Source organism: Pseudomonas shahriarae, assembly GCF_014268455.2.
Classification (GTDB): domain Bacteria; phylum Pseudomonadota; class Gammaproteobacteria; order Pseudomonadales; family Pseudomonadaceae; genus Aquipseudomonas; species Aquipseudomonas shahriarae.
This window is the reverse complement of sequence record NZ_CP077085.1, coordinates 1482921-1502281: the sequence shown is the minus strand read 5'-3', so window position 1 is coordinate 1502281 and position 19361 is coordinate 1482921. Positions and strand designations below refer to the sequence as shown.

The window sequence follows — 19361 nt, the reverse complement described above, 5'->3', positions numbered from 1 at the left end:
ATTTTTGTAGAGGTAACAGCATGTCCAATTCCCTGTTCAGCCTGGGCTTCGGCGTCGGCACCCAGAACCGCCAAGGTGCTTGGCTGGAAGTGTTTTACGCGCAGCCATTGCTCAACCCTTCGGCCGAAATCGTCGCTGCCATCGCGCCGATCCTTGGCTACACCGAAGGCAACCAGGCGATCACCTTCACCATTGCCCAAGCCTCGCAACTGGCTGATGCACTGAAAAATGTAGATGCCACCCAGGCCGCCCTGCTGACCCGCCTGGCCGAAAGCCACAAGCCGCTGGTCGCCACGTTGTTGGCCGAAGATGCCGCACTGACCTCCACCCCTGAGGCCTACCTCAAGCTGCATCTGCTCTCCCACCGCCTGGTCAAGCCCCATGGCCTGAGCCTGGCGGGTGTGTTCCCGCAACTGCCGAACGTAGCCTGGACCAGCCAGGGTGCGATCGACATCGGCGAACTGGCCGAGCGCCAACTGGAAGCGCGCCTGCGTGGCGAGCTGCTGGAAGTGTTCTCGGTGGACAAGTTCCCGAAAATGACCGACTACGTGGTCCCGGCCGGCGTGCGTATCGCCGATGCCGCACGTCTGCGCCTGGGTGCCTATGTGGGCGAAGGCACCACCGTGATGCACGAAGGCTTCATCAACTTCAATGCGGGCACCGAAGGCCCGGGCATGATTGAAGGCCGTGTATCGGCTGGCGTCTTCGTCGGCAAGGGGTCGGACCTGGGCGGCGGTTGCTCCACCATGGGCACCCTGTCGGGCGGCGGCAACATCGTGATCAAGGTGGGCGAAGGCTGCCTGATCGGCGCCAACGCCGGTATCGGTATCCCATTGGGTGACCGCAACACCGTGGAATCGGGCCTGTACGTGACTGCCGGCACTAAAGTGGCGCTGCTCGATGAGCAGAACCAACTGGTCAAGGTGGTCAAGGCCCGTGAACTGGCTGGCCAGCCGGACCTGCTGTTCCGCCGTAACTCCGAGACCGGTGCCGTGGAGTGCAAAACCCACAAGTCGGCCATCGAACTGAACGCAGCGCTGCACGCTCACAACTAAGCAGCGACTCGATGCCACCGGAGCCGGCCGTGCCTTGCAGCACGGCCGGTTCATATGAGTCTTGAACCCATGCTTGTGCCCTCGCCCTGGCGCGCCGATTTCCCGGCCATCGCCACCTTGCAACGGCAAGACCAGACCTATCTGGACAACGCCGCTACCACGCAAAAACCTCAAGCCCTGCTGGACGCCCTTGGCCATTACTACGCCAATGGCGCGGCCAATGTGCACCGTGCCCAGCATTTGCCAGGCGCCCATGCGACCCAGGCGTTCGAGGACAGTCGCAGCAAAGTGGCGCAATGGCTCAACGTCGGTGACAGCGGGCAGATCATCTTTACCCACGGCGCGACGTCTGCGCTGAACCTCCTGGCCTATGGCCTGGAGCACCTTTTCAACCCGGGCGATGAGCTTGTCATCAGCGCCCTGGAACATCACGCCAACCTGCTGCCCTGGCAGCAACTGGCCAAACGCCGCGAGCTCACGCTGGTGGTGCTGCCCCTCGACGATGAGGGTTTGATCGACCTGCAAGCCGCCGCCACGATGATCGGCCCACGCACCCGCCTGCTGGCGGTGAGCCAGTTGTCCAACGTGCTGGGCGTCTGGCAGCCGTTACCGCAGTTGCTGGCACTGGCCAAGGCCCACGACGCCTTGACCGTGGTGGATGGCGCCCAGGGCATCGTCCACGGCCGCCATGACGTGCAGGCCCTGGGCTGCGACTTCTACGTATTTTCCAGCCACAAACTTTATGGTCCGGACGGCGTCGGCGTGCTTTACGGCCGCACCGAAGCCCTGCATCGGCTGCGCCACTGGCAGTTTGGCGGCGAGATGGTGCAGCAGGCGGACTACCACAGCGCCAGCTTCCGCCCGGCGCCCCTGGGTTTCGAAGCGGGTACGCCACCAATTGCCGGGGTGATTGGCCTCGGGGCGACCCTGGATTACCTCAACTCCCTGGATCAACAGGCGGTGATCGCCCACGAAGCGGCACTGCACGACTACCTCTTGCGCGGCCTACAGGCACGCAAGGGCGTCCATCTGCTGGGCTCGCCGCAAGTCGCCCTGGCCAGCTTTGTGGTAGAGGGCGTGCACAACGCCGACCTCGCCCACCTGCTGACCGAGCAGGGCATCGCGGTACGCGCCGGTCATCACTGTGCGATGCCTTTGCTCAAGAGCCTGCATCTGTCGGGGGCGATCCGGGTTTCCCTGGCGTTGTACAACGACTCCGATGATCTGGAGCGTTTCTTTGAAGCGCTGGATCAGGCCCTGGACATGCTGCGATGAGCCTGCCCGCAGATGCACGTGTCGCGTTGCAGGCCTTTCAGGCCGTCGGCAGCTGGGAGCAACGCGCGCGCTTGTTGATGCAATGGGGCGAGCGGCTGCCGGCGTTGGCGGCTGAAGACAAGGTCGACGCCAACCTGGTGCAGGGCTGTGAAAGCCTGGTGTGGCTGGTGGGATGCTTGCGCGACGACCATTGGCAGTTTGCCGCCAGCAGTGATGCACGCTTGATTCGCGGGTTGGTGGCGTTGCTGCTGGCGCGGGTCAATGGGCTGTCGGCGGAGGATTTACAGGCGGTCGACCTGCCCGACTGGTTCAACCAGCTGGGGCTTTCCCGCCAATTGTCGCCGTCGCGCAGTAATGGCCTGAATGCGGTCCTGCAGCGCATGCGCCAATTGAGCCAAGCACAAAACTGAATGTGGGAGCTGGCTTGCCTGCTCCCACACTGTGATGGATGTCCAGCCGTGAGATTCAGGCGGGCTTGACCCGCTCGGACGGCCTGCGCACCCCAGCCACAATCTTGTCCACCGCCTTGGTCGCCGCGACCATGCCAAAAGTCGCCGTCACCATCATCACCGCGCCAAACCCGCCGGCGCAGTCCAGCTTCACCCCATCACCGACAAAACTCTTTTGCAAACAGATGCTGCCGTCGGGTTTGGGATAGCGCAGTTGTTCGGTGGAGAACACGCAAGGCACGCTGTAGTGCCGGGTCACGGTGCGCGAGAACCCGTAGTCGCGGCGCAAGGTGGAGCGCACTTTCGAGGCCAGCGGGTCGTTGAAGGTGCGGTTCAGGTCGCACACCTGGATCAGCGTCGGGTCAATTTGCCCGCCGGCGCCGCCGGTGGTGATGATCTGGATCTTGCGGCGCTTGCACCAGGCAATCAGCGCCGCCTTGGCGTTGACCGCGTCGATGCAGTCAATCACACAGTCGATGGTCGGCGTGATGTACTCAGCCATGGTGTCGCGGGTTACGAAGTCCGCCACCGCGTGCACCGTGCAAGCGGGGTTGATCGCACGCAGGCGTTCGGCCATCACTTCGACCTTGGGCTTGCCCACCGTGCTGTCCAGGGCGTGCAACTGACGGTTGCTGTTGCTGACGCACACGTCGTCCAGGTCAAACAGCGAAATCTCGCCCACCCCGCAACGGGCCATGGCTTCAGCGGCCCAAGAGCCGACACCGCCCACGCCGACGATGGCCACATGGGCCGCTTTCAAGCGTTCCAGGCCTTCTATGCCATACAAGCGGGCGACGCCGGCAAACCGTGGATCTTCTGTACTCATGACCATTACCCCAAAAACCGGCGCGCATTATAGGGCTACGCAGCGATAAGTTCTAAGCTACAAGCTATAAGTAAAGAACTTACCGACGCTTTGGCTGCCCAATGCCCGGTTTTTCCTGGCTTGCTGTACGCAGAGTGCAGGGCCGATGGTAGGATGCGCGCCGTTCGGCGTACACCAACACGTCTATTCGTTCCACACCCTTTGGAACCCGAAACAGCTATGTCATCGCGTAAATTTGGACTCAACCTGGTGGTGGTGCTGGCAATTGCCGCGCTGTTCACCGGTTTCTGGGCGCTGATCAACCGCCCGGTCACTACCCCCAACTGGCCTCAGCAGATTTCCGGGTTTTCTTACTCGCCGTTCCAGCAGGGCCAGTACCCGCAAAAAGACCAGTACCCGACCGACGAACAAATGCGTCAGGACCTTGCGATCATGAGCAAGCTGACGGACAACATTCGGACCTATTCGGTCGACGGCCCCCTGGGGAATATCCCCAAGCTGGCGGAAGAGTTCGGCCTGCGTGTGACCCTGGGGATCTGGATCAGCCCGGACCTTGAGCGCAACGAGCGCGAAATCCAGCGGGCCATCGAGATCGCCAACAGTTCGCGCAGCGTGGTGCGTGTGGTGGTCGGCAACGAGGCCATCTTCCGCAAGGAGATCACCCCCGAGGAGCTGATTGTCCTGCTGGACCGGGTGCGCGCCGCCGTCAAAGTGCCAGTGACTACCTCCGAGCAGTGGCACATCTGGGAACACAACCCGCAACTGGGCAAGCATGTCGACCTGATCGCCGCGCACGTTCTGCCGTACTGGGAACATGTGCCGATGGCCCAGGCCGGGCAATTCGTCCTCGACCGGGCCAAGGACCTGAAGAAGACCTTCCCGAAAAAGCCACTGCTGCTGTCGGAAGTCGGCTGGCCGAGCAATGGCCGCATGCGCGGTGGCGCGGACGCCTCCCCGGCTGACCAGGCCATTTACCTGCGCACTCTGGTCAACAAGCTTAACCGCCAGGGCTACAACTACTTCGTGATCGAAGCCTTCGACCAACCCTGGAAAGCCAGTGACGAAGGCTCGGTGGGCGCCTACTGGGGCGTGTTCGACGCTGCGCGCCAGCAGAAATTCAACTTTGAAGGGCCGGTCGTGGCGATTCCGCAATGGCGGGTGCTGGCCATCGGCTCGGTGGTGTTGGCACTGCTGTCGCTGACCTTGCTGATGATCGACGGCTCGTCCCTGCGCCAGCGTGGCCGTACCTTCCTGACCTTCATCGCGTTCCTGTGCGGCTCGGTGCTGGTCTGGATCGGCTATGACTACAGCCAGCAATACAGCACGTGGTTCAGCCTGACCGTGGGCTTCTTGCTCGCGCTAGGTGCCATGGGCGTGTTTATCGTGTTGCTGACCGAGGCCCATGAACTGGCGGAAGCGGTCTGGACCCACAAACGCCGGCGTGAATTCCTGCCGGTTGAAGGGGATTCGGACTACCGCCCGAAAGTCTCCATCCATGTGCCGTGCTACAACGAGCCGCCGGAAATGGTCAAACAGACCCTCGACGCCCTGGCCGCCCTCGATTACCCGGACTACGAAGTCCTGATCATCGACAACAACACCAAGGACCCGGCGGTGTGGGAACCGGTACGCGACTACTGCCTGACCCTGGGCCCGCGCTTCAAGTTCTTCCACGTCGCGCCCCTGGCTGGCTTCAAGGGTGGCGCGCTGAACTACCTGATTCCGCACACCGCCAAGGATGCCGAAGTGATCGCGGTGATCGACTCGGACTACTGTGTGTCGCCTAACTGGCTCAAGCACATGGTGCCGCACTTCGCCGACCCGAAAATCGCCGTGGTGCAATCGCCCCAGGATTACCGGGACCAGAACGAAAGCACCTTCAAGAAGCTCTGCTACGCCGAATATAAAGGCTTCTTCCATATCGGCATGGTCACCCGCAACGACCGCGACGCGATCATCCAGCACGGCACCATGACCATGACCCGCCGCTCGGTGCTCGAAGAACTGGGCTGGGCCGACTGGTGCATCTGTGAAGACGCCGAGCTGGGCCTACGGGTATTCGAGAAAGGTCTGTCGGCTGCGTACTACCACACCAGCTACGGCAAGGGCCTGATGCCCGATACCTTTATCGACTTCAAGAAACAGCGGTTCCGCTGGGCCTATGGCGCGATCCAGATCATCAAGCGCCACACCGCCAGCCTGCTGCGCGGCAAGGACACCGAGCTGACCCGTGGCCAGCGCTACCACTTCCTCGCGGGCTGGTTGCCGTGGGTAGCGGACGGCATGAACATCTTCTTCACCGTCGGTGCCCTGTTGTGGTCGGCGGCGATGATCATTGTGCCGACCCGGGTCGACCCGCCGTTGCTGATCTTCGCAATCCCGCCGTTGGCGCTGTTTGTGTTCAAGGTCGGCAAGATCATCTTCCTCTACCGCCGCGCCGTTGGTGTGAACCTCAAGGATGCGTTCTGCGCAGCCCTGGCCGGGTTAGCGTTGTCCCATACCATCGCCAAGGCAGTGCTGTATGGCTTCTTCACCACCAGTATTCCGTTCTTTCGTACACCGAAAAACGCGGATAACCACGGCTTCTGGGTAGCGATTTCCGAAGCCCGCGAAGAGATGTTCATTATGTTGCTGCTGTGGGGCGCGGCGCTGGGGATCTACCTGGTGCAGGGCCTGCCAAGCAATGACATGCGCTTCTGGGTGGTGATGCTGCTGGTGCAATCACTGCCGTATGTGGCGGCGCTGATCATGGCGTTCCTGTCGTCACTGCCGAAACCGGCAGCGGTGGCGGAGCCCGCGACGGCCGCGTAAAAACTTGCGCAATGCACTAAACGGCGGCCTCTGGTCGCCGTTTTGCTATAAGATAACGGCCCTTTATGGGTTCAGGCAGCCACTGCCCCCCCTTGTGGGAGCGGGCTTGCCCGCGATGGCATCGCTGCGGTGCAAGTGCTACACCGCGGCGCCTGCAGCGCGGGCAAGCCCGCTCCCACATTGGATATATTTCACTCTCGTCTTGCGCCCTGACACACCTTCGGAGTTTTCCCATGACGGCCCACGCCGACCTTTCGCCGACCCTCCAACTCGCTATCGACTTGATCCGCCGCCCGTCGGTGACACCGATCGACGCCGATTGCCAGAAGCTGATGATGCAGCGCCTGGGCGACGCCGGCTTTGCGCTTGAGCCGATGCGCATCGAAGATGTGGACAACTTCTGGGCCACCCACGGCAAACACGAAGGCCCGGTGCTGTGCTTCGCCGGCCACACCGACGTGGTCCCGACCGGCCCGGTGCAGGCCTGGCAGAATGACCCGTTCGACGCACTGATCGACGAACACGGCATGTTGTGCGGGCGTGGCGCGGCCGACATGAAGGGCAGCCTGGCCGCGATGCTGGTGGCCTCCGAGCGCTTTGTGAAGGACTACCCGGACCACAAGGGTTCGGTGGCGTTCCTGATCACCAGCGACGAAGAAGGCCCGGCGCACCACGGCACCAAGGCAGTGATCGAGCGCCTGGCAGCACGCAAGGAGCGCCTGGACTGGTGCATCGTCGGTGAACCGTCGAGCACCACCCTGGTGGGCGATGTGGTCAAGAACGGCCGTCGCGGCTCCCTCGGTGCGACCCTGACCGTGCGCGGTGTGCAAGGCCACGTGGCTTACCCGCACCTGGCAAAGAACCCGATCCACCTGGCCGCCCCGGCCCTGGCCGAACTGGCCGCCGAGCATTGGGACAACGGCAATACCTTCTTCCCGCCGACCAGCTTCCAGATTTCCAACCTCAATTCCGGCACCGGCGCCACCAACGTGATCCCGGGTGACCTGACGGCGGTGTTCAACTTCCGTTTCTCCACCGAGTCCACCGTCGAAGGCCTGCAACAGCGGGTCGCGGCGATTCTCGACAAGCATGGCCTGGACTGGCATGTGGAGTGGGCGCTGTCGGGCCTGCCGTTCCTGACCGAGCCGGGCGCGCTGCTCGATGCGGTGTCCGCCAGCATCAAGGCCATTACCGGCCGCGAGACCCAGGCGTCCACCAGTGGCGGCACCTCCGACGGGCGCTTTATCGCGACCCTCGGCACCCAAGTGGTGGAACTGGGCCCGGTCAACGCGACGATCCATCAGGTCAATGAGCGCATTCTGGCCAGCGACCTCGATGTGCTGACCGAAATCTACTACCAGACCCTGATCAAGTTGCTCGCCTGATGCTTGCTTGCCCCATTTGCAGTGCGCCCCTCAATGAGGTGGATAGTGGCGTGGTATGCCCGGCCGGGCACCGGTTCGACCGGGCCCGCCAGGGTTACCTGAACCTGTTGCCGGTGCAGCACAAGAACAGCCGTGACCCAGGCGATAACCTGGCCATGGTGCAAGCGCGCCGCGACTTCCTCAATGCCGGTCACTATGCGCCAGTGGCCAGGCGCCTGGCCGCCCTGGCAGCCGAACGCAAACCCCAGCGCTGGCTGGATATCGGTTGCGGCGAAGGCTACTACACCGCGCAAATCGCCGATGCCCTGCTGCGCGCCGATGGTTATGCCCTGGATATTTCCAAGGAAGCAGTCAAGCGCGCGTGCAAACGCAACCCGACGCTGACTTGGCTGATCGCCAGCATGGCCCGCGTGCCGCTGGCCGACGGCAGTTGCCAGTTCCTCGCCAGCGTGTTCAGCCCCCTGGACTGGCAGGAAGCCAAGCGTCTGCTCAGCCCGGGCGGCGGCCTGATGAAGGTCGGACCGACCAGCGGCCACCTGATGGAACTGCGCGAACGCCTGTACGACGAAGTGCGCGAGTACACCGACGACAAGCACCTGGCCCTGGTGCCAGACGGCATGAGCCTGCAACACAGCGAAGTGCTGGAGTTCAAGCTCAGCCTGGCCGACCCCGGGGACCGCGCCAATCTGCTGGCGATGACCCCCCATGGCTGGCGTGCCAGCGCCGAGCGCCGCGCCCAGGTGATCGAGCAGGCCGAACCGCTGCTGGTCACCGTGTCGATGCGCTACGACTATTTCGTGCTTCAATAACCGACTATTCCGGGCCTTTGCGCCCACCCTGAATCCGCGAATGGATTTTCGAATCCCGCAACGAGGAACATCCATGCGCCAACCCGATATCGAGATTTACCTCAAGGACGCCGACGTCGACTACAAGGCTATCGCCGCCTGGCTCGGCGCTGCCCTGGGGCCGTGCACCGACTGGGTACAGAAGGGCCAGACCTACAAGTGCAAGGCCGGCAATGTGCCAGTGACCTGGCTGCCCAAGGCCGTGGGCAAATGGAACAGCCTGTACCTGGAAAGCGACCAGACCCCGTGGGAAGACGACATCGCCTGCGCCCGTGCGGCCTTTGCCGCGCTGAACGTTGAAGTGCGCTGCGCGCCGGGGACGTGGGTCGAGGAAGAAGGTGAAGAAAGCGCCGACACCTGGATTCGGATCAGCACCGACGGTGAAGAGCAGATCACCTGGAAAACCACCTGATTCTGAACTGTGAACCCAATCAGATGTGGGAGCGGGCTTGCTCGCGAAAGCAGTCAATCAGTCAACCTCTACAGTGACTGATTCAGCGCTTTCGCGAGCAAGCCCGCTCCCACATGGGTTCAGCGGCGTTGCAGAAATCTGCTTTAAAGACCGACTACATCCTCAGCCTGCAAGCCCTTGTCGCCGGTCACCACGGCGTATTCCACCTGCTGGCCCTCGGCCAGGGAGCGGTGGCCTTCACCGCGGATAGCGCGGTAGTGCACAAACACATCCTTGCCATCCTCCCGCTGGATAAAACCATAGCCCTTGGCGTCGTTGAACCACTTCACATTGCCGGTTTCGCGCGTTGTCATCTGTTTGCTCCCACTGGTTTTTATTGTTGAGTCAGTCGCATTGAACTGCCGAGTATAAGACAGGCTCAAAAACGATCAACTCAACTTTACATCGCTGCTTTTTTGCCGATTTTCGGCGAATACGGCACACTACCCGCCCGAGCGCCTGCTCGGTTTTTTCCACTCAAAGCAGCACGCCTATGACCCGCTCCCCGTTCCGCCGTCTGGTATTTGGCACCTTGCGCCGACTGTTGTACCTCTGGGTTCGCTCGGAGACGATCAACCAGTCGTCCCTCACCCTTAACCTGGACCGCAGCCGGCCGGTGTTCTACGTCCTGCAATCGCCCTCCCTGACCGAACTGGCCGTGGTGGATGCCGAGTGCACCAAGGCCGGCTTGCCGCGCCCGGTGCTGCCGGTGTCCGTTGGCCCGTTGATGGAACCGGCGGCGTTCTTCTACCTGACCCCGGACCCGGACTGGCTCGGCCGCCAGGACAAGCGCGGCGCGCCGCCGACCCTGACCCGCCTGGTCAACACCCTGACCGAGCATGCCGAAGAAAACGCCCAGATCATTCCGGCCAGCGTGTTCTGGGGCCAGTCGCCCGCCAGCGAGTCGAGCCCCTGGAAACTGCTGTTCGCCGACAGTTGGGCAGTCACCGGGCGCCTGCGCCGGCTGTTGAGCATCCTGATCCTGGGGCGCAAGACCCGAGTGCAATTCTCTGCGCCAATCAACCTGCGTGAATTGATCGAGCACAATAAAGGTCACGAACGCACCGTACGAATGGCCCAACGCATCCTGCGGGTACACTTTCGCAACCTGAAGACTGCGGTGATCGGCCCCGACCTGTCCCACCGGCGCAACCTGGTCAAAGGCCTGGTGAATATGCCACTGGTGCGCCAGGCGATCCTCGACGAGGCCGAGCGGGAAAAGATCACCCCGGAAAAAGCCAAGGCCCAGGCCCTGCGCTATGGCAACGAAATTGCCTCGGACTACACCTACACCGCCATCCGCTTCCTCGAAGTGGTGCTGAGCTGGTTCTGGAACAAGATCTACGACGGCATCAAGGTCAACAATATCGAAGGTGTGCAAAAGGTCGCCCAGGGCTACGAAGTGATCTACGTGCCCTGCCACCGCAGCCATATCGACTACCTGCTGCTGTCTTACCTCCTATTCAAGAACGGCCTGACCCCGCCGCACATTGCTGCCGGGATTAATCTCAATATGCCGGTGATCGGCAGCCTGTTGCGCCGCGGCGGGGCGTTTTTCATGCGCCGTACCTTCAAGGGCAACCCGCTGTACACCTCGGTGTTCAACGAATACCTGCATACCCTGTTCACCAAGGGCTTCCCGGTGGAGTACTTCGTCGAAGGCGGCCGCTCGCGCACCGGGCGCATGCTGCAACCCAAGACCGGGATGCTGGCGATCACCCTGCGCAGCTTCCTGCGCTCCTCGCGCATGCCCATCGTGTTTGTGCCGGTGTATATCGGCTATGAACGGGTGCTGGAAGGCCGCACCTACCTGGGCGAACTGCGCGGGGCGACGAAAAAGAAAGAGTCGATCTTCGATATCTTCAAGGTCATTGGCGCGCTGAAGCAGCGCTTTGGCCAGGTGGCGGTCAACTTCGGCGAGCCGATCAAGCTGGCGGAATTCCTTGACCAGGAGCAACCGGACTGGCGCGCCCAGGATCTGGCACCGAACTACAAGCCGGCCTGGTTGAATGAGACCACCAACCGCCTCGGCGAGCGCGTGGCCCAGCACCTCAACGAGGCGGCCGCGATCAACCCGGTGAACCTGGTAGCGTTGGCGCTACTGTCCACTAGCCGCCTGGCCCTGGACGACCAGGCCATGGCCCGGGTGCTGGACCTGTACCTGGCGCTGCTGCGCCGGGTGCCCTACTCGCCCCACACCACGCTGCCCGAAGGTGACGGCCAGGCCTTGATCAAGCACGTCAAGGACATGAACCTGCTGTCGGAACAGAGTGATGCCCTGGGCAAGATCCTCTATCTGGACGAGCAAAACGCCGTCCTGATGACCTATTACCGCAACAACGTGCTGCATATCTTCGCCCTGCCGGCGCTGTTGGCCAGCTTCTTCCAGAGCAGCTCGCGCATGAGCCGCGAACAGATCCTGCGCTACACCCGTGCGCTCTATCCGTACCTGCAATCGGAGTTGTTCATCCGCTGGACCCTGGACGAACTTGACGCAGTGGTCGACCAGTGGCTCGAAGCCTTGGTAGAACAAGGTCTGCTGCGCTTTGAAAACAACATCTACCTGCGCCCGGCGCCCAGTTCGCGCAACTTTGTGCTGCTGACCCTGCTGTCCAAGAGCATTGCCCAGACCCTGCAACGCTTCTACATGGCCATTTCCCTGCTGCTCAACAGTGGCCAGAACAGCATCAGCGCCGAAGAGCTGGAAGACTTGTGCACGGTCATGGCCCAGCGCCTGTCGATCCTGCATGGCCTGAATGCCCCGGAGTTCTTCGATAAGAGCCTTTTCCGACATTTTATTCAGACGTTGCTCGAGCAAGATGTGCTGCGTCGCGATGAAGCCGGCAAGTTGAGTTACCACGACCTGCTCGGCGAATTGGCCGAAGGCGCAGCCAAACGGGTGTTGCCGGCGGAGATTCGCCTGTCGATCCGCCAGGTCGCGTTGCACCGCAATGAAGAAGCGCCCGCACCGGACGCCGAGGCGGACGAAACCCGCTAGATTTACCAGGGCGCCAGGGTGTTTCTGGCGCCGTTGACAAGGAGCTGTACCATGAAAAAAATCATCCTCTTGGGCCTGACCGCCCTGCTGGGAGCCTGTCACTCGATGAATCCTGCGCCCAAAGCCAGCCTTGATGGCGAAGTGTTCTACCTGCAACGCATCGCCCTGCCGCCCGCCGCGACCTTGAGCGTCAGCCTGCAGGATGTGTCCCTGGCCGATGCGCCCGCCGTCACCCTGGCCGAGCAGAAAGGCCCGGTCAACGGCCAGGTGCCGCTGCCCTTCCACCTGAGCTACGACCCGGCCCAGGTCAAGCCTGGCCACAGCTATTCGGTCAGCGCTCGCATCGAGCTGGATGGCAAGCTAATGTTTATCACCACCGAGCGCCATTCGGTGCAGTTGAACGGCCAGGATTCCCAGCCGCTGCGCCTGCGCGTTGACGCCGTTGCCCACTGATCCAGTCGATTAAAAGGAAGCGCCCATGCTCCGTAACTCTCTTCGCCTCACCACCTTGTGTGCCGGCCTGCTGCTCGGTGCCAACGCCATGGCCCTGTCCCTCGGTGACCTGTCCCAGGGCGACGCTACCGGCGGCCTCAAGGACGCCCTGACCCAAGGCGCACAGATTGCCGTCAAGCAACTGGGGGCTCCCGGTGGCTTCAGCAACAACCCCGAGGTCAAGATCGGTTTGCCGGGCAAGCTGGAGAAAGCCGCCGGCGCCCTGAAAATGCTCGGCATGGGCGATCAGATCACCCAGCTTGAAGACAGCATGAACAAGGCTGCCGAATCCGCCGTGACCCAGGCCCAGCCGATTCTGGTGAATGCCGTGAAAAACATGAGCGTGAACGACGCCAAGGGCATCCTCAGCGGTGGCCAGGATTCGGCGACCCAGTATCTGGACAAAAGCAGCCGTGAGCAGATCCGCGCCAAGTTCCTGCCGATCGTCAAGCAATCCACGGACAAGGTCGGTGTAGCCCAGCAATACAACGCGCTCGCCAAAAAGGCGCCCCTGGGTTTACTGGGTGGCAAGAGCGACAGCGTCGAAAACTACGTGACTGAGCAAGCGCTGGACGGCTTGTTCAAGATGATTGCCCAACAGGAAGAAAGCATTCGCCAGAACCCGGCAGCCGCCGCGACCAGCCTGGCGAAGAAAGTGTTCGGTGCCCTCTAGGTACACCGTCGGTAACCAACAACAACGCCCCGAATAATTGGGGCGTTGGTGTTATTGCCCAGCGGACATGCCCCTTACTACCATCAGCTGTAGCTGATTTTCCCCTCGTACTTGATGGTACTGGAGAACTGCGGCGGTTGAGCGTGGTGGTGGTGGTGGCAGGGCGGAGGCTTGCATTTGGATTTACCGCGCTTGCCCATTTTGAAGGCCATCATCGGCATCATGCCCAGACCTATACCTATACCACCCATTGCAAATAAACCCATAGGTAATTCCTCGCAGGTTGATAAAGCCTTGTTCTGTAACAACCCCGTTGCCAGAAGAAGGTACCTGTAACTCAGGTACCCCTAAGTGGCAAACACGCAGGAAAAAGTTCCTAAACCCTGTAGCCGATTCACGCAGGCTTATGCCGAGTGCGGCTTGACCCGGAACCACGCCGCATACAGCGCCGGCAAAAACAGCAGCGTCAACGCCGTCGCCACAATCAACCCGCCCATGATCGCCACCGCCATCGGCCCGAAAAACACACTGCGCGACAGCGGGATCATCGCCAACACCGCCGCCAGGGCCGTCAGCACAATCGGCCGGAAGCGCCGCACGGTGGCTTCGATAATCGCCTGCCAAGGCTCCAGGCCCGCCTTGATGTCCTGCTCGATCTGGTCCACCAGGATCACCGAGTTACGCATGATCATCCCCGACAACGCGATGGTCCCCAACATGGCCACGAAGCCAAACGGCTGGCGGAACACCAGCAGGAACAGCGTCACCCCGATCAGCCCCAGCGGCGCGGTCAGGAACACCATGGCCGTGCGCGAGAAGCTGCGCAGTTGTAGCATCAGCAAGGTCAGCACCACCACGATAAACAGCGGCACCCCGGCCTTCACCGAGTTCTGCCCTCGGGCGGAGTCTTCCACGGTGCCGCCCACGTCCAACAGGTAACCGTCCGGCAATTCGGCACGTACATCGGCCAGGGTCGGCAGGATCTGCTGGACCAGGGTCGCCGGTTGCTCCTTGCCGTAGATATCAGCACGTACAGTCACCGTTGGCAGGCGGTTGCGGTGCCAGATAATGCCCTCCTCGAAGCCATATTCCAGGGTGGCGATCTGCGACAGCGCCACGCTGGTGCCGTTGTCGGTCGGCACCGCCAGGCTCGGCAGCAGCGACAGTTCGGTGCGCTCATGCACGGTGCCGCGCAGGAGGATTTCGATCAACTCGTTGTCTTCCCGGTATTGGCTGACGCTGGAGCCGGTCAGGGAACTCTGGAGGAATTTCGACAGGTTGGCGGTGCTCACGCCCAAGGCGCGGGCGCGGTCCTGGTCGACATTGAGGTAGACGATCTTGCTCGGCTCTTCCCAGTCCAGATGCACGTTGACCACGTGGCTGTTCTCACGCACCTTGGCCGCGACCTTGCGCGCCAGGGCCCGCACTTCTTCGATGTGCTCGCCGGTCACGCGGAACTGCACCGGGTAACCAACCGGCGGGCCGTTCTCCAGGCGGGTGACCCGCGAACGCAGGTCGGGGAATTGCTCGTTGAGGGTTTCGATCAACCAGGTGCGCAGGGTTTCGCGCTCCTCGATGGTCTTGGCCAACACCACAAACTGGGCAAAGCTGGCCGCCGGCAGTTGCTGGTCCAGGGGCAGGTAGAAGCGCGGTGAGCCGGTGCCGACATAGGCCACATAGTTTTCGATCCCCTCATGCGCCTTGAGCAAGCCTTCGAGACGCTTGACCTGCTCGGCGGTGCTGCTCAGGGAGGCGCCTTCCGCCAGTTTCAGGTCGACCATCAGTTCCAGGCGCCCGGACGCCGGGAAGAATTGTTGCGGGACAAAACGGAACAGCGCCACCGAGCCGATAAACAGCAGCACGGTCAGCACAATCACGGTTTTGCGGCGGCGCACACACCACTCCACCCAGCGCCTTACGCGCTGGTAGAACGGCGTGCCGTACGGATCCGGCCCATCAGTACCGTGCTTGGCCGCATGAATTTTCGCCAGGTCCGGCAGAAGCTTTTCCCCCAGATACGGCACAAACACCACAGCGGCGACCCACGAGGCCAGCAGCGCGATGGTCACCACCTGAAAGATCGAGCGGGTGTATTCGCCGGTACTCGATTGCGCGGTGGCAATCGGCAGGAAGCCGGCTGCGGTGATCAGCGTACCGGTGAGCATCGGAAACGCCGTACTGGTCCAGGCGAAACTGGCTGCCTTGAGACGGTCGTAGCCCTGCTCCATTTTGATCGCCATCATTTCCACGGCGATGATCGCGTCGTCCACCAACAGGCCCAGGGCCAGGACCAGCGCCCCCAGGGAAATCTTGTGCAGGCCGATCCCCAGGTAATACATGCAGGCAAACGTCATCGCCAACACCAGCGGAATCGCCAATGCCACCACCATGCCGGTGCGCACACCGAGGGAGAAGAAACTCACCAGCAATACAATCGCCAAGGCCTCGGCCAAGACCTGGACGAATTCGCCCACGCTGGTCTTCACCGCAGCCGGCTGGTCCGACACCTTGCGCAGTTCCATGCCTGCCGGAAGGTTCTTCTGCAGGCGTGCGAACTCGCCCTCCAGGGCCTTGCCCAGTATCAGGATATCGCCACCATCGCGCATGGCCACGGCCAGGCCGATTGCGTCGTCCCCCATATAGCGCATACGCGGCGCCGGTGGGTCGTTGAAGCCCCGGTGAATCTCGGCCACATCGCCGATGCGGAAGGTGCGGTCGCCGACGCGGATCGGGAAATTGCGGATCTCTTCGACCGTCTTGAAGTTACCTGACACCCGCAGTTGCACGCGCTCGCTCGGGGTCTCAAAGAACCCGGCGGTGGACACCGCGTTCTGCTCCTGCAACGCCTGCTGCACCGCTGCCAGGGGCAGGCCGAGGGTGGCGAGCTTGAGGTTGGACAGCTCGATCCAGATCTTCTCGTCCTGCAACCCCAGCAGCTCGACCTTGCCCACATCCGGCACCCGTTGCAGCTGGATCTGGATACGGTCGGCGTAGTCCTTGAGCACCGCGTAGTCAAAACCCTCGCCGGTCAGGGCGTAGATATTGCCAAAGGTGGTGCCGAATTCGTCGTTGAAGAACGGGCCCTGGATGTCCGGTGGCAGGGTCTGGCGGATATCGCTGATCTTCTTGCGCACCTGGTACCACAGGTCGGGAATCTGCGCCGAGTGCATCGAGTCCCGCGCCATAAACGTGACCTGGGATTCGCCCGGGCGGGAGAACGAGACAATGCGCTCGTACTCGCCGGTTTCCATCAGTTTCTTTTCAATGCGCTCGGTGACCTGGCGCGAGACTTCCTGGGCCGTGGCCCCTGGCCAGTTGGTCTTGATGACCATGGCTTTGAAGGTGAACGGCGGGTCTTCACTTTGCCCCAGCTTGGTGTAGGACAACGTACCGACGACGGCCAACAGCAGCATCAGGAACAGGACGATCTGGCGATTACGCAACGCCCATTCGGAAAGATTGAAACCCATCGGGGACTACTCCTTGTTGGCCGCCAGATTCACCACCCGGTTGGAGCGATCCACCGGGCGTACTTGCTGGCCCTCATGGAGCACATGGACACCGGCGGCAATCACCCAGTCGGAGGGGCTCAGGCCTTCAAGCACCGGTACGCTTTTTTCGCCGAACGCGCCGATGCGCACCGCCGTGCGCTTGAGGGTGTTATCCGGCTTGACCAGCCAGACGTAGGACGCGCCGTTCTCTGCGCTGAGGGCAGACAGCGGCACCGACAACGGAATCACGCCGTCGGCCTGGATAAAGACCCTCGCGCTCTGCCCCAGCTCCGCCGGGACTTTGCCGGCGTTGAAGGCGACACGGGCGGCGAAGGTGCGCGACTTGGGATCGGCCGCCGGCGACAGCTCGCGAATGCGCCCCTCGAAGCGTTGGTCGGGCTGGCTCCACAGCTCCACGGAGACCGGCTGGCCGACCTTGAAGCGACCGAAGCTCTGCTCCGGGAAGCTGATCAACACTTCACGCTCGCCATCGGTGGCCAGGGTGAACACGGTCTGCCCGGCCGACACCACTTGCCCGACTTCCACTGCACGCTTGGCGACCACGCCATCCTGGGGGGCGCGCAGCACGGCATAGCCGGCCTGGTTATTGGCCACGTCGAATTCAGCCTTGATCTGCTGCAGGCGTGCGACACCAGAACGGTAGAGGTTTTCGGAATTGTCGTACTGGGAACGGCTGACCATCTGACGGTCCATCAGGGTCTTGTAGCGATCACGCTCGGCCCGTACCAGGCTCAGGTTGGCCTCGGCTGCCGTGACCTGGGCACGGGTGGCCTGCAGTTGCAGGCGTACATCCTGGGGGTCGAGCTCTGCCAGCGGCTGGTTGGCCTTGACGCGCTCGCCCTCCTCCACCAGCCGGCGACTGACTTTGCCACCAATGCGAAAGGCCAGGTCCGGCTCATAACGGGCGCGAACCTCGCCTGGATAACTGTCCATTGCCAGCGCCGAGGGCTGTGGCTGCACCACCATGGCCGGGCGGACGGTGGTTTGGGCCGCTTCTTCATGGCCGCAGGCAGCCAATAAAAGAGCAAGGCTGGCAGGCAACGCGAGGTGCAGAAAAATGCTGCGCATGCTGAAGGACCTTTCGCAAATGGTGCTTGGAGTAATTATACTGGCCAGTATGTTATTAATACCAAACTCACCAGTCCAGTATTAAAGTGAAAATGTCCGACAATCCTGTAAACACCAATAGCCCCGGGCGTCCCAAGGACATGGCAAAACGCCAGGCAATCCTCGACGCGGCGAAAATCCTGTTTTTGAGCAATGGTTACGCGAGTACCAGCATGGATGCCGTGGCCGTTGAGGCTGGCGTGTCGAAACTGACGGTCTACAGCCACTTCACCGACAAGGAAACGCTGTTCACCGCCGCCGTTGAGGCCAAGTGCGAAGCACAACTGCCGGTGATGTATTTCGAGTTGCCGGACGACGTGCCAGTGGAGAAGGTGCTGCTGAACATCGCCCGAGGCTTTCACCTGCTGATCAACAGCGAGGAATCGGTGAACCTGCATCGCCTGATGATGACCTCAGGCAATCAGGATCCGAAGCTGTCGCAGATCTTCTTCGAAGCCGGCCCCATGCGGATGTTGCAGGGCATGGAGCGCCTGCTGGGCAAGATCAATCAAAGTGGCGCATTGCGCATCGACAAGCCGTTTACCGCAGCCGAGCACTTCTTTTGCCTGCTCAAGGGCACGGCAAACTTCTGCTTGCTGTATGGCTGCGGCGAACGCTTGAGCGAAGCGGCCGCCGAGGAGCATGTGCAGGAAGTGGTGGGATTGTTTATGCGGGCGTACCGGCCTTGAGCGCTTTCTTCGGATAAATATCGTACCGGCTGGATTTGCCATCCAGCGCATGGCTCGGCTTGGGCCCCTCAATGCACGGCGCCTTGCGTGGGCGCTTCACCACCACCCGGTGGCTGGCCAGGGCCAAGGCCGCCGCGAGCAATGCCGGGGCATCCGGATCGTCACCCACCAGCGGGCGGAACAGGCGCATTTCCTTCTTCACCAGGGCGGTTTTCTCCCGATGGGGAAACATTGGGTCGAGGTAGATCACCTGCGGCAGCTCACCTTCCCAATTACGCATCACCTCGATGGAATTGCCCTTGAGCAGGGTCATCCGCGCAACAATCGGCGCCACTTCAAAATCCTCCGCCCCACGCGCCAGGCCATCTTCGAGCAAGGCACCGATCAACGGCTGACGTTCGATCAGGCTCATCTCGCAGCCCAGGCTGGCCAGCACGAAGGCATCCTTACCCAGGCCGGCCGTGGCATCCAGCACTCGCGGGCGCACGCCTTGGGAGACCCCCACCGCCTTGGCAATCATCTGCCCGCTGCCCCCCCCATAGAGCCGCCGATGGGCAGCACCGCCCTCGACAAAATCCACCCGCACCGGGCCAGGCGCATCCGGGCCCAGCTGTTGCAGCTGCAGGCCATGCTCACCCACTTGCAGGGCAAAATCGGCGTCCGCCAGTTGCAACGGCAGGCCGAGCTGCTCGGCCCAGTGCTGGGCACGGGCCTGAAAACCGTCGGCCAAGGCCTCGACCCGAATGCGGCTGGCCGCGGGTTGTTCGCTCATCGTTTACTACGCTCAAAA

At 62.1% G+C, this 19361-nt stretch carries 17 protein-coding genes; 11 read left to right on the top strand and 6 right to left on the bottom strand.

The window, feature by feature from the left end; genetic code table 11:
* Positions 1-20: 20 nt before the first annotated feature.
* From dapD to HU773_RS06655, 3 genes are all read left to right on the top strand, one after another.
* Entirely contained in the window at positions 21-1055 is a 1035-nt protein-coding gene (gene dapD, locus HU773_RS06665; protein WP_057439915.1) for a 2,3,4,5-tetrahydropyridine-2,6-dicarboxylate N-succinyltransferase, read from the top strand.
* 69 nt (positions 1056-1124) lie between these two features.
* Positions 1125-2330, top strand: coding sequence for an aminotransferase class V-fold PLP-dependent enzyme (locus tag HU773_RS06660; protein ID WP_057439916.1), 1206 nt, complete (start codon positions 1125-1127; stop codon positions 2328-2330).
* The gene (locus tag HU773_RS06655; protein ID WP_128593470.1) at positions 2327-2740 is read left to right on the top strand and encodes a SufE family protein; all 414 of its coding nucleotides are present in this window, start codon (positions 2327-2329) and stop codon (positions 2738-2740) included. The genes HU773_RS06660 and HU773_RS06655 overlap by 4 nt, the downstream gene beginning before the upstream one ends.
* Before the next feature lie 55 nt (positions 2741-2795).
* Here HU773_RS06655 and tcdA read toward each other — a convergent pair whose 3' ends face one another.
* Complete coding sequence (gene tcdA, locus HU773_RS06650) at positions 2796-3605, bottom strand: tRNA cyclic N6-threonylcarbamoyladenosine(37) synthase TcdA (RefSeq protein WP_057441812.1); 810 nt, start codon at positions 3603-3605, stop codon at positions 2796-2798.
* Positions 3606-3824: 219 nt separating this feature from the next.
* Here tcdA and HU773_RS06645 point away from each other — a divergent pair, with 219 nt between their 5' ends.
* The 4 genes from HU773_RS06645 (at position 3825) to HU773_RS06630 (ending at position 9061) form a co-directional block, all read left to right on the top strand.
* A complete protein-coding gene (locus tag HU773_RS06645) occupies positions 3825-6416 on the top strand; it encodes a glycosyltransferase (protein ID WP_186625580.1) in 2592 nt (863 codons plus the stop codon).
* Between the two features lie 233 nt (positions 6417-6649).
* Complete coding sequence (dapE, locus tag HU773_RS06640) at positions 6650-7801, top strand: succinyl-diaminopimelate desuccinylase (protein WP_057958687.1); 1152 nt, start codon at positions 6650-6652, stop codon at positions 7799-7801.
* On the top strand, positions 7801-8610 hold the full coding sequence (locus tag HU773_RS06635; RefSeq protein WP_057958686.1) for a putative RNA methyltransferase: 810 nt from the start codon (positions 7801-7803) through the stop codon (positions 8608-8610). The genes dapE and HU773_RS06635 overlap by 1 nt, the downstream gene beginning before the upstream one ends.
* A gap of 73 nt (positions 8611-8683) precedes the next feature.
* The gene (locus HU773_RS06630; protein ID WP_057445111.1) at positions 8684-9061 is read left to right on the top strand and encodes a hypothetical protein; all 378 of its coding nucleotides are present in this window, start codon (positions 8684-8686) and stop codon (positions 9059-9061) included.
* Positions 9062-9204: 143 nt separating this feature from the next.
* Here HU773_RS06630 and HU773_RS06625 read toward each other — a convergent pair whose 3' ends face one another.
* Positions 9205-9414, bottom strand: a complete 210-nt coding sequence (locus HU773_RS06625) for a cold-shock protein (protein WP_057441757.1) — start codon at positions 9412-9414, stop codon at positions 9205-9207.
* Between the two features lie 179 nt (positions 9415-9593).
* Here HU773_RS06625 and plsB point away from each other — a divergent pair, with 179 nt between their 5' ends.
* From plsB to HU773_RS06610, 3 genes are read left to right on the top strand one after another with little or no spacing between them, the layout of a single operon-like run.
* Entirely contained in the window at positions 9594-12098 is a 2505-nt protein-coding gene (gene plsB / locus HU773_RS06620; protein WP_186625582.1) for a glycerol-3-phosphate 1-O-acyltransferase PlsB, read from the top strand.
* A 51-nt stretch (positions 12099-12149) separates the two neighbouring features.
* Positions 12150-12551 (top strand): YbaY family lipoprotein, encoded by a 402-nt coding sequence (locus HU773_RS06615; protein WP_057958684.1) that lies wholly within the window; start codon positions 12150-12152, stop codon positions 12549-12551.
* A 25-nt stretch (positions 12552-12576) separates the two neighbouring features.
* Positions 12577-13263, top strand: a complete 687-nt coding sequence (locus HU773_RS06610) for a DUF4197 domain-containing protein (RefSeq protein ID WP_057958683.1) — start codon at positions 12577-12579, stop codon at positions 13261-13263.
* A gap of 83 nt (positions 13264-13346) precedes the next feature.
* Here HU773_RS06610 and HU773_RS06605 read toward each other — a convergent pair whose 3' ends face one another.
* The 3 genes from HU773_RS06605 to HU773_RS06595 all read right to left on the bottom strand — a co-directional run bounded on the left by HU773_RS06605 (position 13347) and on the right by HU773_RS06595 (position 17843).
* Positions 13347-13529 carry a hypothetical protein gene (locus HU773_RS06605; protein ID WP_057958682.1) on the bottom strand — a complete coding sequence of 61 codons (183 nt, stop codon included), beginning with the start codon at positions 13527-13529 and terminating at the stop codon, positions 13347-13349.
* 138 nt (positions 13530-13667) lie between these two features.
* Positions 13668-16733 (bottom strand): efflux RND transporter permease subunit, encoded by a 3066-nt coding sequence (locus HU773_RS06600; protein WP_057958681.1) that lies wholly within the window; start codon positions 16731-16733, stop codon positions 13668-13670.
* Between the two features lie 6 nt (positions 16734-16739).
* Positions 16740-17843, bottom strand: a complete 1104-nt coding sequence (locus tag HU773_RS06595; RefSeq protein ID WP_057958680.1) for an efflux RND transporter periplasmic adaptor subunit — start codon at positions 17841-17843, stop codon at positions 16740-16742.
* A gap of 92 nt (positions 17844-17935) precedes the next feature.
* Here HU773_RS06595 and HU773_RS06590 point away from each other — a divergent pair, with 92 nt between their 5' ends.
* On the top strand, positions 17936-18571 hold the full coding sequence (locus tag HU773_RS06590; protein WP_057958679.1) for a TetR/AcrR family transcriptional regulator: 636 nt from the start codon (positions 17936-17938) through the stop codon (positions 18569-18571).
* Here HU773_RS06590 and HU773_RS06585 read toward each other — a convergent pair.
* Positions 18549-19343 (bottom strand): class I SAM-dependent methyltransferase, encoded by a 795-nt coding sequence (locus HU773_RS06585; protein ID WP_186625584.1) that lies wholly within the window; start codon positions 19341-19343, stop codon positions 18549-18551. The two genes, HU773_RS06590 and HU773_RS06585, sit on opposite strands and share 23 nt — an antisense overlap.
* Between the last annotated feature and the right edge of the window lie 18 nt (positions 19344-19361).

Coding starts and splice junctions, on each gene's coding strand:
- HU773_RS06635 (WP_057958686.1), top strand. CDS start 7,801: ATGCTTGCTTGCCCCATTTGCAGTGCGCCCCTCAATGAGGTGGATAGT.
- HU773_RS06645 (WP_186625580.1), top strand. CDS start 3,825: ATGTCATCGCGTAAATTTGGACTCAACCTGGTGGTGGTGCTGGCAATT.
- plsB (WP_186625582.1), top strand. CDS start 9,594: ATGACCCGCTCCCCGTTCCGCCGTCTGGTATTTGGCACCTTGCGCCGA.
- HU773_RS06590 (WP_057958679.1), top strand. CDS start 17,936: ATGTCCGACAATCCTGTAAACACCAATAGCCCCGGGCGTCCCAAGGAC.
- HU773_RS06595 (WP_057958680.1), bottom strand. CDS start 17,843: ATGCGCAGCATTTTTCTGCACCTCGCGTTGCCTGCCAGCCTTGCTCTT.
- HU773_RS06660 (WP_057439916.1), top strand. CDS start 1,125: ATGCTTGTGCCCTCGCCCTGGCGCGCCGATTTCCCGGCCATCGCCACC.
- HU773_RS06625 (WP_057441757.1), bottom strand. CDS start 9,414: ATGACAACGCGCGAAACCGGCAATGTGAAGTGGTTCAACGACGCCAAG.
- HU773_RS06630 (WP_057445111.1), top strand. CDS start 8,684: ATGCGCCAACCCGATATCGAGATTTACCTCAAGGACGCCGACGTCGAC.
- HU773_RS06655 (WP_128593470.1), top strand. CDS start 2,327: ATGAGCCTGCCCGCAGATGCACGTGTCGCGTTGCAGGCCTTTCAGGCC.
- tcdA (WP_057441812.1), bottom strand. CDS start 3,605: ATGAGTACAGAAGATCCACGGTTTGCCGGCGTCGCCCGCTTGTATGGC.
- dapE (WP_057958687.1), top strand. CDS start 6,650: ATGACGGCCCACGCCGACCTTTCGCCGACCCTCCAACTCGCTATCGAC.
- dapD (WP_057439915.1), top strand. CDS start 21: ATGTCCAATTCCCTGTTCAGCCTGGGCTTCGGCGTCGGCACCCAGAAC.
- HU773_RS06615 (WP_057958684.1), top strand. CDS start 12,150: ATGAAAAAAATCATCCTCTTGGGCCTGACCGCCCTGCTGGGAGCCTGT.
- HU773_RS06600 (WP_057958681.1), bottom strand. CDS start 16,733: ATGGGTTTCAATCTTTCCGAATGGGCGTTGCGTAATCGCCAGATCGTC.
- HU773_RS06610 (WP_057958683.1), top strand. CDS start 12,577: ATGCTCCGTAACTCTCTTCGCCTCACCACCTTGTGTGCCGGCCTGCTG.
- HU773_RS06605 (WP_057958682.1), bottom strand. CDS start 13,529: ATGGGTTTATTTGCAATGGGTGGTATAGGTATAGGTCTGGGCATGATG.
- HU773_RS06585 (WP_186625584.1), bottom strand. CDS start 19,343: ATGAGCGAACAACCCGCGGCCAGCCGCATTCGGGTCGAGGCCTTGGCC.